A 16,198-nucleotide genomic window follows, 5' to 3' on the forward strand; every position below is an offset into this window, starting at 1 on the left:
TTTGTGATTTGTAGGCCGGATAAGACGTTTCCGTCGCCTCCGGCATTAACGCCGTGTTATTGCCGGATGGCGGTGCGAGCACCTTATCCGGCCTACAGGCATTACCCGGCAACCGCGTACAGGTCGATAATCTGCGCCTGCGTGGCGGTGCGAGGGTTACTGCGAATACAAATATCCTCCAGCGCGGCGTCAGCCCATGCGCTGTAATGCTCGGGCTTTGCCCCAACGTCAGAGAGCCGTTTGGTCTGGCCCACTTCGCTAATCAGCTCGCTGACGGCATTGATGGCATCGCGATCGTCCGCCTTCTTGTTGGTTAACGCCCGTCCGATATGGCTGAAACGCTCGCGACACACCATGCGGTTGAACCCCATTACCGTGGGCAGCAACATGGCGTTAGCCTGTCCGTGCGGGATGTGCAGCGTAGCACCCGGCTGGTGCGCCATCGCATGACACAGGCCCAGCCCCGCGCTGGAAAACGCCATCCCGGCCATACAGGAGGCCAGCAACATGCTCTCCCGCGCCGCCAGATCCTGCCCATAGCCGACAGCCTTCGGCAGCGATTTACCGATCATCGCAATCGCGCCAATCGCCAGGCTGTCGGTAAACGGCGTCGCGTTCAGGGCGCTATACGCTTCAACGGCGTGCGTCAGCGCATCGATACCCGTCATCGCCGTAACGTGCGCGGGTACACCTTCCGTTAGCGCTGCATCAAGAATCGCCACGTCCGGCATCAGAGACGCATGCGCCAGCACTTTTTTAAGTCCGCTCGCGGCGTCGATAATCACCGTGACATTAGTGGTTTCCGACCCCGTTCCGGCGGTAGTTGGTACGGCAATCAGCGGCAAACGCGGGCGTAACACGCTGCTTTCGTTCATGTCAGCCAGGGTCTGCGTGGGATTAGTCACCAGCAACGCCACTGCCTTAGCGGCATCCAGTACGGAACCTCCGCCAAAGGCCACCACGCCGTCGCACTTCGATTCACGCAGTTGCGCGACCGCGGCGCAGACATCCGTAATGCACGGTTCGCCCACCGGGCACGGCCACAGCGTCATCGCCACACCTTTCATCGCCAGGCTGCGTTCCAGTGCGGCGGTCATTCCCGCCTGATGCAGGAAGCTGTCGACCATGACAAACATGTGCGTCAGTCCGCGCGTTTGTGCTTCCTGTCCGCAGGTACTGAGCGCTCCCAGCCCACAAAGGGTGACCGGTGGAACGCTAAACGTTTTTACGCGTTGCTGATTCAGGGTATCGAATGCCTGAAAGAGCGCGGTCTGCAATTCAGCTTGCATAGATTCCTTCCGCTTTTTCTTTTCCGCTGTTGGCAATCGCCAGCGGGGTCATAAACAGGCTGTGCTGAGGTAAATGCACCTGCAGTTCCGGGAAGCGCTTACGGAACAGCTCATCCACGCCCGGCTGCATGCAGGAACCGCCGGCCAGCCATAAATCGGTGACACCCTGCCCGGCAATATGGTGAGCCACGATTTCCGCCATTTTTTCGTAGACTGGCTTCACCACCGGCCAGATCTCCTGACCGTTGCTGCGTTTGTACTGTTCGGCTTCTTCCAGTTGGATACGGCGGTTCCCGGCCAGCGTCAGAGAAATGTGGTGCCCGCCGGTCGCTTCATCGGCGGAATACGTCACTTTGCCCTGCTTAACAATGGCTATCCCGGTGGTGCCGCCACCGATATCCACCACGCCAGCGTTATCGAGCTGCAACAGATCCGCCACGGCGGTCGGCTCGTCGAGCACATGACTCACTTCAAGTCCGGCTGACTCCAGCACGTTGATGGAGATACGTGGGTCCGTTCCCGGTGGAAATGAGGTTGCCGCATGGGTAAATCGACAACCCAGTTGTTGCTCAAGCGTATCGAGATGGCGACGAACAATGGTTACTGCGCCGAAGAAATCCCAGACGATGCCATCGCGCACGACATCGGCCCAGTCGAGGCAAACCGCTACTGGCTGCCCGTCACCGTCGACGACCATCGACACCACATCACACGTCCCCAAATCAACGCCCAGCCATAGCGGTGATTCGCTCTCAGCAGGCGTCTGGTTGCATAGCGTGGCTGCTTTTTGCAGTCTGGGTGTCAGCCAACGTTGTTCGTCGTGCGCCATCTCTTTTACTCCTTATACAATTCTGAAGGCGTCCACCAACACACAGCGACGCAGACGCACAAACGTACGCGCGCTGGTCACCCCTTCCCCGGTTGGCGTGGTAATGGTCATCGTGGTCCAGCCTTCTCCGCCAAGTCCCAGACCGGCAATACACGGCCCGTTCTTGACGAAAATGCTGGTATCAATGGCGTTCGCCATGCGGTTCATGTTGTCGATGTTGCGTGAGTGCATCGCCGCCGTATGGTGGCAGCCGCCTTCAAGCCTGACCGCCAGTTCAATGGCGTCATCGACGTTAGCGACCCGCACGACCGGCAGAACCGGCATCATTAGTTCGGTGACGGCAAACGGATGCGTCGCGGAGGTTTCGACGAATAACAGCCGGGTTTGCTCCGGTACGTTCAGACCAATCGCCGCAGCGATTTTTCCCGCGTCGCGCCCTACCCAGTCACGACTGACCGTGCCTTTACCGCACTCATCGATATTTTTCAGCAGCACTGGTTGCAGCTGTTCAGCCTGGGCCGCGGTCAGTTTCACCGCATGCTGGCTTTCCATCAGACGCATCAGCTCATCGGCGACGCTGTCGACCACAATCAGCACTTTTTCGTCGGCGCAGATAATGTTGTTGTCAAACGACGCGCCTTTGACGATCGACTGCGCCGCGCGGGCCAGGTCGGCCGTTTCATCCACCACCACCGGCGGGTTACCCGCACCGGCAGCAATCAAACGTTTGTTGGTGTGTTTACGCGCGGCATCTACTACGGCTTCGCCACCGGTGACGACCAGCAGGCCGATGCCTGGGTACTTGAACAACCGCTGGGCGGTTTCGATGTCCGGGTTAGCAACGGTCACCAGCAGGTTTGCCGGACCGCCTGCAGCGACCACCGCCTGGTTAAGCAGGGTGATGGCGCGCTGAGAAACTTTTTTCGCCGCCGGATGCGGCGCGAAGACCACGCTGTTGCCAGCGGCGATCAGGCTAATGGCGTTGTTAATAACGGTTGCGGCCGGGTTGGTGGACGGTGTCACCGAAGCCACCACGCCCCACGGTGCGTTTTCAATCAGCGTCAGGCCGTTATCGCCGGTCAGGACCTGTGGAGACAGGCATTCCACTCCCGGCGTGCCGCGCGCCTGCGCCACGTTTTTGGCAAATTTATCTTCTACGCGTCCCATGCCTGTTTCTGTGACGGCAAGCTCCGCTAATTCTCTGGCGTGCTTTTCGCCCGCCTCACGTAGCGCCGCGATAGCCAGTTGGCGCATGGCGACGCTTTTCAGCCCTTGCTGGGCCAGTTTTGCTGCCGCCACTGCGTCATCCAGGGAGGCAAAAACGCCCATTTCTTGAACGGCACTGACGGGTTGGCTGCTGTCTTTCATTTTCAGCAGTACCGCTTTCACGACCTGTTCAATATCCTGTTGATTCATGATTTTCTGCCTTATTTATGGAAGATCACCTGACCACCTGCCACCACTTCATCGACAATGCCAATCACGCACAGATCGACAGGTGATGATTCGTTACGGTGCGCCTGACGGGCTGAGCTTCCGCTGACCAGCAGCACCCACTCTCCGGTTCCCGCCCCGATGCTGTCGATAGCAACAGCACATTGCCCGTCGGGATTACCCTGGGCATCAATCATTTCCACCATCAGCAACTTGTCGTGCGCGAGCCCCTGATGGCGTACGGTACAAACAATTTGTCCTGTGACGATTGCCAGTTTCATACGCGCCTCCGTGGCATATTTCAGGTAAAACCTCCCCCTACCCTCCGCAGAAGGTAATGTGAAAAGGAGAGAGGGTGACGCCAGCAATGCAGTCTGTGGCGTCACATGGACGACTTACATGTCGTTGCTGTCGCCTTTAAAGCTGATCGGGAATACTTCTTCCAGATCGCCATGCGGACGCGGGATCACATGTACGGAAACCAGCTCGCCAATACGCTGTGCAGCCGCAGCACCTGCGTCCGTTGCGGCTTTGCATGCCGCTACGTCGCCACGGACCATGGCAGTGACCAGACCGCCACCGATCTGCTTCACGCCAACCAGTTTCACGCGTGCCGCTTTAACCATTGCGTCAGAAGCCTCAATCAGTGCAACCAGGCCCCGGGTTTCAATCATTCCTAATGCTTCCATTGTGTTTTCCTCTCATTAAGGGGTCCAGAACGGGACCTAAACAACCAGTGTTTGTGAGGCGTTTTCACGACTCACGTCAGTCTGGCGCGGCACTGCTGCCACCAACGCCAGTTCGATAATTTCCTGTACGCTACAGCCGCGAGAGAGGTCATGAAGCGGTGCGGCAAGCCCCTGGATCAGTGGCCCGACTGCACGATAACCTCCCAAACGCTGGGCGATTTTGTAACCAATATTGCCTGCTTCAAGCGACGGGAAGACCATCACATTGGCATTGCCCTTTAACGGACTTGCAGGCGCTTTTTGCGCGGCGACATCCGGAACAAAGGCGGCATCAAATTGCAGTTCGCCATCCACCATAAGCTGCGGCGCACGTTCACGAACGATCTCCGTGGCCTGCTGCACGTTAGCGACGTTGGGGTGACGGGCACTGCCATTACTTGAAAACGACAGCATGGCCACGCGCGGTTCTTCCCCCGTAATTGCCTGCCAGGTCTGCGCGCTGGCAATCGCAATATCCGCCAGTTGTGCGGCGGTGGGCTGGGGTACGACGCTGCAATCGGCAAATCCTAATGACGGTCCGAGATACTGCGGCAGCATCAGGAAAATTGACGACAGCGTTTTACAGCCAGGCTGTAGCCCAATAATGCGTAACCCGGCGCGCAGCACGTTTGCCGTCGACGAAAGATTGCCGGCAATACAGACATCCGCTTTTCCCGCGCTAACCATTGCGGCGGCGAACATTAATGGGTCATTGAGTTTTTCCAGCGCATCGGCGGGCGTTTTATCTCCCGCGCGGGCCAGCCAGCGCAGCGCAAACTCTTCGCGCATTGCCAGATTGCTTTGCGGATCGATAACCTGGATACCATCCATCGCCACCCGATGGCTGAGAGCAAACTGGCGCAAGGCAAATGGACTGGCGACGAGAATGGGGCGCGCCAGACCGTGCTGATGCAGATAATTCGCCGCTTTCAGCACCCGGGCATCCAGCGCATCCGGGAACACCACCCGGGCAGGTGAGCGTTGGGCGAGTTGACGAGCACGTTCAATGATCATGGCTTCTCCCCCAGTCGCTGTTGAATTTGGCTAACCGTCAGCGGATGCTTCGCCACGCTCAGAATCATCATCACGTAGACTGTACTGGAAAGGCGGTTAAGCGCCTGCATGATGTCCGGTCGCATAACGTCAAAACTGCGGGTGATGAAGACCTGCGCCGCCACCGTCTCCGTTTCACGGACTTTGGTACGCAGCAGATTCAGCAACGCGCAATCACGTCCGTGGCTGGCCTCAGGCACCAGATGATCGTGATCCAGATAGCGCAGCGGATGATGTGAAAGCCGGTGTAAATCTTCGTCGCTCAAACCGACGATAGCTTGTGCGGCCAGCGGCTCGTCCATAGCATCGGCGCGCATAATATTGCCCAGACGTGAGCGAATATCCGCCAGCCATGGCTGCCACGGTTCCGCCAGCTCGATCTGCAACCACACGTCCAGTGCGATGGTGCTGTCCAGCGCGGCGCGAAATCCCAGACGCGGATCGCTTTTGGCTACCATCTTGTCTGCCGTCAGATGCGTCAGCGTGTCTGGTTTCTTCGCCACCGGTTGATGACACAGTTCGCAGCTGGCCTGGGGATGGGTAGCGCTGCTGGTTAAACCATGCACCGGCTGCGGCTGCTGTTCTTCGTCATCAATAAACAGGCTGCCCTGCTCGTCGATAAACTTAATGCGCAGATGTCGGCTTTCCAGTAATTCCCGGGCTGACGGCGTCAGGCGAGCGTCAGCGGGGAGATGAATTTCAGCCCCTTCGCTGAGCGTATGATTCGCTCTGAGCCATGCTTCGGTAATGAAATCCTTCATACATCCGCCTTAGCAGGACTGCCAGTTCGCAGGCCAGGCCACATACAGAAACTTCACCGTCGATGGCGTACCAAATTCAATGCTGGAGCCTTTCGGGATAAACATGACGTCCCCAGCTTTAGCAATCATGGTTTCGCCTTCGTGACGAACGTGCAGCTCGCCTTCCAGAATCATGTCGATTTCGTCGTAGTTCAGCGTCCATGGGAAAAAGGCGTTATCCCACTGCATGAACCCGGCGGCCATGCTGCTACCGTCCTGGTCGGTCACCAGGTCGGTTAAGCCAACGCAGTGCGGTTGCGCGCCGTCAAAACGCCCAAACTTCACGCTGCTACCGTCGATGACTTTGACGCCGCCTTTGCCGGTGACCGATTTAAAGCTCGGCTGCATTCCGCCCTGCTCCAGCGACTGTTTCTCCTTCATGACTTTGTCCATCAGCTGCGCGACCAGGCTTTCGGTAAATTGCCCTTCGGGCAATTGCGCAATGATGGTTTCACGAATGCGCTGGCTCTCCGTTTTGCCATCATCCCCCGCAGCCGGTGCTGCAGCGGCGGCAGTTGGCGCGGATTCGTCGCATTCACGGATAGTGACGCCCAGCAGCTCCGCCACTTCGCGTGCCTCTGGGGTGATGATGCTGGCGCGCAGAACAACCGACATTTCCTGTTCGCCGCGTGCGTGGGCCGCACGAATATCGTTAGCTGTGATGAGTTTTTTCACCTGCCCTTTCCTCCTTTTGGCTGAGCTCAGTCAGATAATCCACCAGGTGCTGCACGCTGCGCGGGTCATGGCTATTGAGCTCGAAAATCGGCTCCTGAAACCCCATCCCGCGAAGTAATTGTCGCGTTGCGGCGACGTCGGCATCCGGCATGTCCGTTTTGCTGATAACGGCGATTTGTCGTTTACTGGCGCCGATATCCAACAGCCCGGCAGGTAAGCGACTTTCTTTATCATTTGCCGCGTGTATATAAATCAACGTATCGACATCCTGCAGCGTGGTAATTAAGGCGTGGTACCAGCGCGGATGGCTAAAATATTCTCCCGGCGTATCGATATCACCATTTTCATTAAACTCAACGGCCTGTGTTTTTCTGGCGAGGGAATAATTCCCCTGTAGCGCATTAAAGAGCGTTGTTTTCCCCGCGCCCACCGTACCGACAAACGCAATACGTTTCATCGCCGCCTCTGATTAACTTTTTGTCAGGTTGCACAACGTGAAATTTAATAACCGACCCAGACCGCTCACCGTCTGTAATAGCGCTTCTTCTACCGCGCCTACCGAGCCATAAATCACCAGTGCGCCGCTGAATCTATCGAGAAAGCCGATATGTACATCCGCCGCTTTCATGGCTAAGTCACCGGCTATCATCGCGGTTTCGCCTGGCGTCAGCGTCATAATGCCGATAGCGCCCGCTTCGGGAACGCCGATCTTTTTCGCCAGTTCTTCGCCTGGGTGCGCAATGAGATGCGCCAGCGTGACCTGTTTCCCCGGCACAAATTCCTGAATGATGCGTTCTTTTTCCATTGCTCACCGCCTCCGCTAAAACTGCCCTCATCGTGGCAATTTTTTGTCAGAGTAAATAACAAAATTCGGCAACCAGGTTTAAAAGGTGAAGTGGATCACTAAGAAAAGGAAAATAAAAAGGCGCGGGAGAGACCCGCGCCAGAAATAATTAAAGTGAAATTACAGCGGCTGTGTTTGAGCTTCTACAACGGCCAGCGCCACCATATTAACGATACGACGAACAGAGGCGATCTGCGTTAATACGTGCACCGGTTTCGCTACCCCCATCAACACTGGGCCGACCGTTACGCCTTCGGAGCTGGAAACACGTAGTAAGTTGTAACTAATACGAGCAGCCTCCATATTCGGCATCACCAGAATATTGGCTGAGCCTTTCAGTGGGCTATCCGGCATACGGTCGTTACGGATACTTTCCACCAGCGCGGCATCACCGTGCATTTCACCGTCAATCATCAATTCTGGCGCACGCGCCTTAATCAGCGCCAGCGCTTCACGCATTTTGCTGGCAGACGGACAATTTGATGAGCCAAAGTTGGAATGTGACAGTAATGCCACCTTCGGTTCGATACCAAAGCGACGCACGGTTTCTGCCGCCATCACGGCGATTTCAGCCAGTTGCTCCGGCGTTGGGTCATCGTTGACGTAGGTGTCGGCGATAAAGGTGTTACCGCTTGGCAGCAGCAGTGCGTTCATCGCCCCGGCTGTATGCACGCCATCACGGTGACCAAACACCTCTTTCACCACGCTGAAGTGCTCATGATAGTCGCCAATCGTACCGCAGATCATCGCATCCGCTTCACCACGCTGCACCATGATCGCGCCGATAACCGTAGTGTTGGCAATCACCGCACGCTGCGCCTGCTCCTGGGTAATACCACGGCGCTTCATGATCTGGTAGTACTCGTTCCAGTACTCTTTAAAGCGCGGATCGGACTCATTGTTAACGATTTCAAAATCGACGCCGGCTTTGATCTGCAGTCCCAGTTTCTGGATACGCATTTCGATCACACTCGGACGACCAATCAGGATCGGCTTCGCCAGACCTAAGGTGATCAGCTCCTGAGTCGCATGCAGCACACGCGCCTCTTCCCCTTCCGTCAGCACCACACGCTTCGGCGCTTTACGTGCCTGGGAGAAAATCGGCTTCATGAACAGGTTGGTTTTGTAGACAAATTCGGTCAGCTTATCGATATAAGCGTCAAAGTCAGCAATCGGACGCGTTGCCACACCGGAGTCCATCGCCGCTTTTGCTACCGCCGGGGCGATTTTAACAATCAGACGCGGGTCGAACGGTTTAGGGATGATGTATTCCGGGCCAAAGCTCAGGTCCTGGTCGCCATAGGCGGAGGCCACCACTTCGCTCTGCTCGGCGTGCGCCAGCTCAGCAATGGCGTGTACCGCGGCCAGTTTCATCTCTTCGTTGATGGCGGTAGCGCCGACGTCCAGCGCGCCGCGGAAGATGAACGGGAAGCAGAGAACGTTGTTAACCTGGTTCGGGTAGTCGGAACGACCGGTACAAATGATGGCGTCGGAACGCACCTCTTTTGCCAGCGGCGGCAGGATTTCCGGTTCCGGGTTGGCGAGTGCCAGGATCATTGGCGCACGCGCCATCTTCTTGACCATTTCCTGGGTCAGCACTTTGGGACCGGAGCAGCCGAGGAAAATGTCTGCGCCGTCAATCACGTCATCCAGCGTACGTTTACCGTCATCCACTACCGCGTAAGCCGCTTTGGTTTCCGCCATGTTCGGTTCGCGGTCTTTGTAAATCACGCCTTTGGAGTCGCAGACCACAATATTGTGTTTCTGCATCCCCAGCGCCACCAGCAGGTTCATACAGGCAATCGCCGCCGCACCTGCGCCGGACACCACCATGCGTACGTCAGAGATATTTTTCTCTACCACCCGCAGACCGTTAAGAATTGCGGCGGTGCTGATGATCGCCGTGCCGTGCTGATCATCATGGAATACCGGTATATTCATACGCTCGCGCAGTTTTTGCTCAATGTAGAAGCATTCCGGCGCTTTGATGTCTTCGAGGTTGATGCCGCCAAACGTTGGCTCAAGGGCCGCCACGACATTGATAAATTTATCCGGATCAAGCTCATCCACTTCGATGTCGAACACGTCAATCCCGGCGAATTTCTTAAACAGAACGCCTTTTCCTTCCATCACCGGTTTGCCAGCCAGTGCGCCGATATTGCCCAGGCCCAGCACCGCTGTACCGTTGGAGATAACCGCAACCAAGTTGCCGCGCGCGGTGTATTTGTAGGCCGCCAGCGGGTCCTTTTCAATTTCCAGACACGGCGCTGCAACGCCTGGCGAGTAGGCCAGAGCAAGATCGCGCTGTGTTGCAAGAGGCTTGGTCGGAGAAACCTGAATTTTACCTGGTACTGGAAATTCGTGGAAATCGAGGGCGCTTTGTTTTAACTGGTCATCCATCTTGTTGTTCCTTTCACGTGTCGATCAAAAAAGTGGCGCGGGTAACCATGCTACGAGCCGCACATTATCACCTCAGTCAGCGGCCCAAACTTTGAAGGTCCCCAAACTCTCGCCATTCAAAGAAAGAATTTGTTATCAACTTATAACAGCCATGTTACCTGCTTAATCCAGCAATGCCATGCTTGTCTGCTATGCTTTTTGCGTGTGCAGCCCGCAATTTTCCCAAAAGTGTGAATTAACACACGCATCTAACGCTTTACTTTTCAAGGAGTATTTCCTATGACCCGTAAAGAGCTTGCCAATGCCATTCGTGCGCTAAGTATGGATGCCGTACAAAAAGCTAACTCAGGCCACCCCGGCGCACCAATGGGAATGGCCGATATCGCCGAAGTACTGTGGAATGATTTCCTCCGCCATAACCCGACCGATCCCACCTGGTACGATCGTGACCGGTTTATTCTGTCCAATGGTCACGCTTCAATGCTGCTTTACAGTCTGCTGCATCTTTCCGGCTACGATTTGCCGTTAGAGGAGTTGAAGAACTTCCGCCAACTGCATTCGAAGACGCCAGGGCACCCGGAAATCGGCTACACGCCGGGCGTGGAAACCACCACCGGCCCGCTGGGTCAGGGTTTAGCCAACGCGGTTGGCCTGGCGATTGCCGAACGCACGCTGGCGGCGCAATTTAACCAGCCGAATCATGAGATTGTTAACCACTATACCTGGGTGTTTATGGGCGACGGCTGCCTGATGGAGGGGATTTCCCACGAGGTTTGTTCCCTGGCGGGAACCCTGGGACTGGGCAAACTGATCGGCTTCTACGATCACAACGGTATCTCGATCGATGGCGAAACCGACGGCTGGTTTACCGACGATACCGCGAAACGCTTTGAGGCCTATCACTGGCATGTGGTGCATGAGATTGACGGCCATGATCCTGAGGCGGTGAAAAAAGCGATTCAGGAAGCGCAGGCTGTTACCGATAAGCCATCGCTGATTATCTGCCGCACGGTGATTGGTTTTGGCTCACCGAATAAAGCCGGGAAAGAAGAAGCGCACGGCGCCGCGCTGGGCGAAGAAGAAGTGGCGCTAACCCGACAGAAGCTGGGGTGGCACCATCCTGCTTTTGAGATCCCCAAAGAGATTTACCGGGCGTGGGATGCACGGGAAAAAGGTGAGAAAGCGCAACAGGCCTGGAACGAGAAATTCGCGGCGTATCAACAAGCACACCCGCAGCTGGCGGCTGAATTTACCCGTCGAATGAGCGGCGGGCTACCGGAACAGTGGGAAGAGACGACCCAGAAGTACATTACCGACTTACAGGCTAATCCGGCCAAAATCGCCACCCGTAAGGCCTCGCAAAATACCCTGAACGCCTACGGGCCGATACTGCCTGAACTGCTTGGCGGCTCAGCGGATCTGGCGCCGAGCAACCTGACCATTTGGAAAGGATCTACGTCGCTTAAAGAGGATCCAGCCGGAAATTACATCCACTATGGCGTGCGGGAGTTTGGCATGACCGCGATTGCCAACGGTATCGCCCATCACGGTGGCTTTGTGCCGTACACCGCCACGTTTCTGATGTTTGTCGAATATGCCCGTAATGCCGCGCGCATGGCGGCGTTGATGAAGGCCAGACAAATCATGGTTTATACCCACGACTCGATTGGTCTGGGGGAGGATGGTCCTACGCACCAGGCCATCGAACAGCTCGCCAGCCTGCGTCTGACGCCTAATTTCAGCACCTGGCGACCGTGCGATCAGGTTGAGGCGGCAGTAGGCTGGAAGCTGGCGGTCGAACGCCATGACGGGCCAACGGCGCTAATCCTCTCCAGACAAAATCTGGCGCAGGTTGAGCGTACACCTGAACAGGTGCAGCAGATTGCCCGCGGGGGATATGTGCTGAAGGACAGCGGCGGTAAACCGGATGTTATTTTGATTGCTACCGGTTCAGAAATGGAAATTACGCTGCTGGCGGCGGAAAAACTGACCGGTGAGGGTCGTAACGTGCGTGTGGTTTCTCTGCCCTCGACCGATATTTTTGACGCTCAGGATGATGCGTACCGGGAATCTGTCTTACCGGCAAACGTCAGCGCCCGGGTGGCGGTGGAAGCAGGCATTGCCGATTACTGGTACAAATATGTCGGTCTAAAGGGGGCAATTGTCGGCATGACCGGTTATGGAGAATCGGCTCCGGCAGATAAATTGTTCCCGTTCTTCGGCTTTACGGTAGATAACATCGTCGCCAAAGCGCATAAAGTGCTTAACGCGTGATCCACAATGTGGGCCAGGCATCTGGCCCATGCCAGTTATCGCAACTTGGTTCCTGGGCATAACGCGCCAGGCGAAACCGCTGTCCGTCGTAGCGCCAGCGCGTCTGGATACCGCAATCAGCCAACCCTCGTCCTTTGGCGAGGGTGACCAGTTCCCGCGACTTCTCGTCAAACGTGGCGTTGGTCAGTTCCATATCCCGACTTTCGGCATCCGTTTTAAATGGCAGACTCAAACGGACGGCACTGGAGGTTAACGGTTTTGCGCGTGAAACAATCCACGCCAGATCGATGGTGTTATACGCCCCGGCTTCACAGCCGATCATCAGTAGCGCTTTGTCATCCGTCAGGGCCGTGACGCGCATCTCGCGACGCAGTGGATCGATCGAGCAGCGAATACCATTGATGCGCCAGTTACCATAATCGAGCAGCTCACTGCGCTCTTGTTGCGTTAAGGGCGTTGGCGTTGGGTTAATGACAGCCACACCTTTCAGGGCCGGGGCTGGCGGTACGCTGAGCGGCGGCTCATCACCTTTTTCGATCCAGGCGGTTTCGCTCCCCACGCGTTTTTGCTGGGCGTCGATAAACAGTAATGCGGCTTTTAATCCGATCAGTGAAAGATTTTGCGCGCCTTTTTGCAGGGTTATTGCCTTCGCGTCCTGTACGGTTTGTAAAAATGCGCTAATAGTGACCGGATCATCGGTCATCAGTTGCCAGGGCGTAATACGCCAGTGCTCACCGCTAAGCGAAAGCGGTGCGCCATCCAGCAACAGGCGCGGCGCAATTTCGCTCTCTTTAGCATGGGAAGGCTCCAGCCCTCCCAGTTCAATACGCAACACCGCATCGGTGTGCGCCCCGGCGCTGCGGCTGAGGGTCATGACCAGGCCGTGATGTTCTCCGGTATTGCGCGCCACGCAAAAATTCTGGTTATTACACGTCACCTGCCAGTCAGAAAACGCCTGCTGCGCGGGCGCGGCCCACAGCAAACGGACGGGAATCAGCCCGAGCAGAAAAATGAAAATGACGCGATAGCGCATGGACGGTACAACCCCGGAATTAAAACACACAGCCTAAGCGGTATCTTCCTTGCGCGACTGATGTGGCTCAATAAGAATCGTCGGATTGGCCGTCTATTTGTAAAGAAATATTAATACTCAGGGTTAATCCATAAGGTGCGACGACTGCAGGTAGTTCAACAACAGCACCGTTTTGCCGTCACGGATCTCACCCGTTTTAATCATTTCCAGCGCCTGCGTGAAGGGCAACTCCAGAACCTCAATATCTTCATCTTCAACACCGCCGCCTGCATTTGCCCGCTGACTGTCGCTGTATTGCGCGATAAAGAAATGGATCAGCTCCGTCACGCCGCCCGGCGACATGTAGAGTTCGAACAGTTTACGCACTTCCCCCACTTCATAGCCGGTCTCTTCAATCGCCTCTTTACGAATACACGCTTCTGGTTCGTCGTTATCCAGTAGTCCGGCGCAGGTTTCAATCAGTTGGCCGTCTTCGTTACCGTTGACCCAGGTCGCGACGCGGAACTGACGGATGAGCACCACGGTTTTCTTCTCCGCGTTATACAGCAGAATTGTGGCGCCGTTGCCGCGATCGTAAACCTCGCGCTTGTGACGAATCACCTCACCGTTACTTCGGGTCAGGTCATAGGTAATATTGCGCAGGATGAAGTAGTTATCAGAAAGGACTTTATCTTTGATGAGGGTAATTTTTTGCGACATACCGGCTCCACGGCGAGAAGTGAGAAATAATACTACGCCGTGAAACCGGGTTTGTCTTGACCTTCGGCTAGTGAGATTTGACTGATTTTACGCCCAGCCAGTCGACGATCCCTTGGGCAGCATGCCGCCCTTCAGCCATCGCCGTGACCACCAGGTCCGCACCGCGTACCGCATCTCCGCCGGCAAAGATTTTCGGGTTACTGGTTTGATAACGGTACGCGCTCTCAACGTTGGCGGCAATGCGTCCCCAGTTATCGACCTTAACGCCATGCGCCTCCAGCCACGGCATACCGTGCGGGTGGAAACCAAACGCCATGATCACCGCGTCTGCGGGCATAACAAACTCACTCCCGGCGATCGGCACCGGGCGTCGACGCCCATTCGCGTCCGGCTCGCCAAGCTGGGTACGTAAGAAACGCACGCCGCTGACTCGTCCATCGGCATTCAACACCAGCTCAACCGGCTGGACGTTAAACTCAAAGTTCGCCCCCTCTTCGCGCGCGTTTTTCACCTCTTTTTTCGAACCCGGCATGTTGGCTTCATCACGACGATAGGCGCAGGTAACCTGGCTTGCCCCGTGACGCAGCGCGGTACGCACGCAGTCCATCGCCGTATCGCCTCCGCCCAGCACCACAACGTTCAGCCCGGCGGTATCGATAAACGGTTCTTCAGGCAGTTCATCCAGCCCCATCACCTGTTTGGTGTTGGCAATCAGGAACGGCAGCGCATCATAAACGCCCGGTGCGTCTTCATTCGGCAGGTCCGCCTTCATGGAACGATAGGTCCCCACGCCCACAAATACGGCATCGTACTCTTCCAGCAGCGTCGCCAGCGCCACATCCCTACCCACTTCACAGTTAAGTTCGAAATGAATGCCCATGGCGCTGAAGATTTCACGGCGACGCGCCAGCAGCGTTTTGTCCAGCTTGAAGGCCGGTATGCCAAACGTCAGCAAACCGCCGATTTCAGGATGGCGATCGTATACGGTGGCGCTAACGCCGTTTCGCGCTAACACATCCGCACAGGCCAGGCCTGCCGGACCCGCGCCGATAATCGCGACGCGCCTATCCACTTTCTGTACGTGGCTTAAGTCCGGTCGCCAACCTTTGCTCAGCGCCCGGTCAGAAATATAACGCTCAATATTACCGATAGTCACCGCGCCATGCTCGTTACGCACCGTACATGCCCCTTCGCAGAGCCGGTCCTGGGGACACACGCGCCCGGTCACTTCCGGCAGGCAGTTGGTCTGATGAGAAAGCTCAACCGCCGCGTCGATGTTCCCGGCTTTGACCAGTTCTATCCACTGCGGAATATGGTTATGCAGTGGGCAGGTCCATTCGCAAATACTGTGGTCGCCGCATTTCAGACAGCGGGATGCTTCCCGTTCCGCCTGCGCCGTGCGAAACGGCAGATAGATCTCTTCAAAGCTGGTTTTTCGGGCTTCAATCGCCAGCTTATCTGGCTCACCACGCGCAGGCGTCGCCTGCATTTGCTCACGTTTGGTGATGGCATCCTGAACAAAATCGGTAGCGCTACTGTGCCAGGGCTGACTCTCCAGACTGGCTGTACGCAGTCTGCGCGCTTTTGACAGGCCGGTAAGCGCGTTTTCCGTCACCAGCTGTAACGCCTGTGCCGGACAGTTTTCCACGCAGGCGGGGCCTTCTTCACGCCCCTGGCACAAATCGCATTTATGCGCTGTCGCTTTCACCTTTCCTTTAGCCACGGGAGTGAGTACGATCTGCATCGTGCCAAAGGGACAGGCCACGACGCACGATTTGCAGCCAATACACTTTTGCGGGTTCACCTGCACGCTGTCGTTATCATGGCTGATTGCCCCGTTTGGGCAACTTCTGGCGCAGGGAGCATCTTCACAGTGGTGGCAGGTCACCGCACTGCGCTGTTGCTGATGTTTGATGACGGTAATTCGGGGCTGAAAATGCCGCGGGCTCAGGACATGCTGCTCGCCATTGTGGGCCATGACGCAAGCGACCTCACAGGCATGGCAACCCAGGCACTGCTGGCTATTGACCATAATAAAACGATTCATGGCTTCCTTCTTTTTTGGTTGCAAAAACCTTATTCTTTATATGACTGTTGTTATTAACCGACACGGAAGGAAGCGGCAATGTTCATTTGCCCA

Annotated in this window: 15 protein-coding genes; 1 reads left to right on the forward strand and 14 read right to left on the reverse strand. The window is 56.2% G+C overall.

Annotation, left to right across the window (positions count from 1 at the left end; translation table 11 throughout):
- Positions 1 to 101 precede the first annotated feature (101 nt).
- The 11 genes from eutG to maeB form a co-directional block, all read right to left on the reverse strand.
- Entirely contained in the window at positions 102 to 1,289 is a 1,188-nt protein-coding gene (gene eutG / locus FDW97_RS08975; protein WP_137350927.1) for an ethanolamine utilization ethanol dehydrogenase EutG, read from the reverse strand.
- Entirely contained in the window at positions 1,279 to 2,118 is an 840-nt protein-coding gene (gene eutJ, locus FDW97_RS08980; RefSeq protein WP_038642530.1) for an ethanolamine utilization protein EutJ, read from the reverse strand. Before eutJ ends, eutG begins: the two co-directional genes overlap by 11 nt.
- 12 nt (positions 2,119 to 2,130) lie before the next feature.
- Entirely contained in the window at positions 2,131 to 3,534 is a 1,404-nt protein-coding gene (locus FDW97_RS08985) for an aldehyde dehydrogenase family protein (protein ID WP_137350928.1), read from the reverse strand.
- A gap of 11 nt (positions 3,535 to 3,545) precedes the next feature.
- Positions 3,546 to 3,833 carry an ethanolamine utilization microcompartment protein EutN gene (gene eutN / locus FDW97_RS08990; RefSeq protein ID WP_003038011.1) on the reverse strand — a complete coding sequence of 96 codons (288 nt, stop codon included), beginning with the start codon at positions 3,831 to 3,833 and terminating at the stop codon, positions 3,546 to 3,548.
- A 114-nt stretch (positions 3,834 to 3,947) separates the two neighbouring features.
- Positions 3,948 to 4,241, reverse strand: a complete 294-nt coding sequence (gene eutM / locus FDW97_RS08995; protein WP_003835054.1) for an ethanolamine utilization microcompartment protein EutM — start codon at positions 4,239 to 4,241, stop codon at positions 3,948 to 3,950.
- A gap of 36 nt (positions 4,242 to 4,277) precedes the next feature.
- Positions 4,278 to 5,294, reverse strand: a complete 1,017-nt coding sequence (gene pta, locus FDW97_RS09000; protein ID WP_137350929.1) for a phosphate acetyltransferase — start codon at positions 5,292 to 5,294, stop codon at positions 4,278 to 4,280.
- On the reverse strand, positions 5,291 to 6,094 hold the full coding sequence (gene eutT / locus FDW97_RS09005) for an ethanolamine utilization cob(I)yrinic acid a,c-diamide adenosyltransferase EutT (RefSeq protein ID WP_137350930.1): 804 nt from the start codon (positions 6,092 to 6,094) through the stop codon (positions 5,291 to 5,293). The genes pta and eutT overlap by 4 nt, the downstream gene beginning before the upstream one ends.
- A gap of 9 nt (positions 6,095 to 6,103) precedes the next feature.
- Positions 6,104 to 6,808 (reverse strand): ethanolamine utilization acetate kinase EutQ, encoded by a 705-nt coding sequence (eutQ, locus tag FDW97_RS09010; RefSeq protein ID WP_038642538.1) that lies wholly within the window; start codon positions 6,806 to 6,808, stop codon positions 6,104 to 6,106.
- Complete coding sequence (eutP, locus tag FDW97_RS09015) at positions 6,786 to 7,265, reverse strand: ethanolamine utilization acetate kinase EutP (RefSeq protein ID WP_003037998.1); 480 nt, start codon at positions 7,263 to 7,265, stop codon at positions 6,786 to 6,788. Before eutP ends, eutQ begins: the two co-directional genes overlap by 23 nt.
- Before the next feature lie 12 nt (positions 7,266 to 7,277).
- Positions 7,278 to 7,613 carry an ethanolamine utilization microcompartment protein EutS gene (gene eutS / locus FDW97_RS09020; RefSeq protein WP_003037995.1) on the reverse strand — a complete coding sequence of 112 codons (336 nt, stop codon included), beginning with the start codon at positions 7,611 to 7,613 and terminating at the stop codon, positions 7,278 to 7,280.
- Positions 7,614 to 7,772: 159 nt separating this feature from the next.
- The gene (gene maeB / locus FDW97_RS09025) at positions 7,773 to 10,052 is read right to left on the reverse strand and encodes an NADP-dependent oxaloacetate-decarboxylating malate dehydrogenase (protein ID WP_038642540.1); all 2,280 of its coding nucleotides are present in this window, start codon (positions 10,050 to 10,052) and stop codon (positions 7,773 to 7,775) included.
- A 279-nt stretch (positions 10,053 to 10,331) separates the two neighbouring features.
- Here maeB and tkt point away from each other — a divergent pair, with 279 nt between their 5' ends.
- Positions 10,332 to 12,326, forward strand: a complete 1,995-nt coding sequence (gene tkt, locus FDW97_RS09030; RefSeq protein ID WP_137350931.1) for a transketolase — start codon at positions 10,332 to 10,334, stop codon at positions 12,324 to 12,326.
- Here the strand turns inward: tkt and FDW97_RS09035 are convergent.
- The 3 genes from FDW97_RS09035 to aegA all read right to left on the reverse strand — a co-directional run bounded on the left by FDW97_RS09035 (position 12,316) and on the right by aegA (position 16,105).
- Complete coding sequence (locus FDW97_RS09035) at positions 12,316 to 13,359, reverse strand: DUF1176 domain-containing protein (protein ID WP_038642544.1); 1,044 nt, start codon at positions 13,357 to 13,359, stop codon at positions 12,316 to 12,318. The genes tkt and FDW97_RS09035 overlap by 11 nt on opposite strands.
- A 123-nt stretch (positions 13,360 to 13,482) precedes the next feature.
- On the reverse strand, positions 13,483 to 14,058 hold the full coding sequence (nudK, locus tag FDW97_RS09040) for a GDP-mannose pyrophosphatase NudK (protein WP_006683526.1): 576 nt from the start codon (positions 14,056 to 14,058) through the stop codon (positions 13,483 to 13,485).
- A gap of 67 nt (positions 14,059 to 14,125) precedes the next feature.
- The gene (gene aegA / locus FDW97_RS09045) at positions 14,126 to 16,105 is read right to left on the reverse strand and encodes a formate-dependent uric acid utilization protein AegA (RefSeq protein WP_085049249.1); all 1,980 of its coding nucleotides are present in this window, start codon (positions 16,103 to 16,105) and stop codon (positions 14,126 to 14,128) included.
- Positions 16,106 to 16,198: the final 93 nt, after the last annotated feature.

Source organism: Citrobacter sp. wls708, assembly GCF_005281255.1.
GTDB lineage: Bacteria > Pseudomonadota > Gammaproteobacteria > Enterobacterales > Enterobacteriaceae > Citrobacter > Citrobacter werkmanii.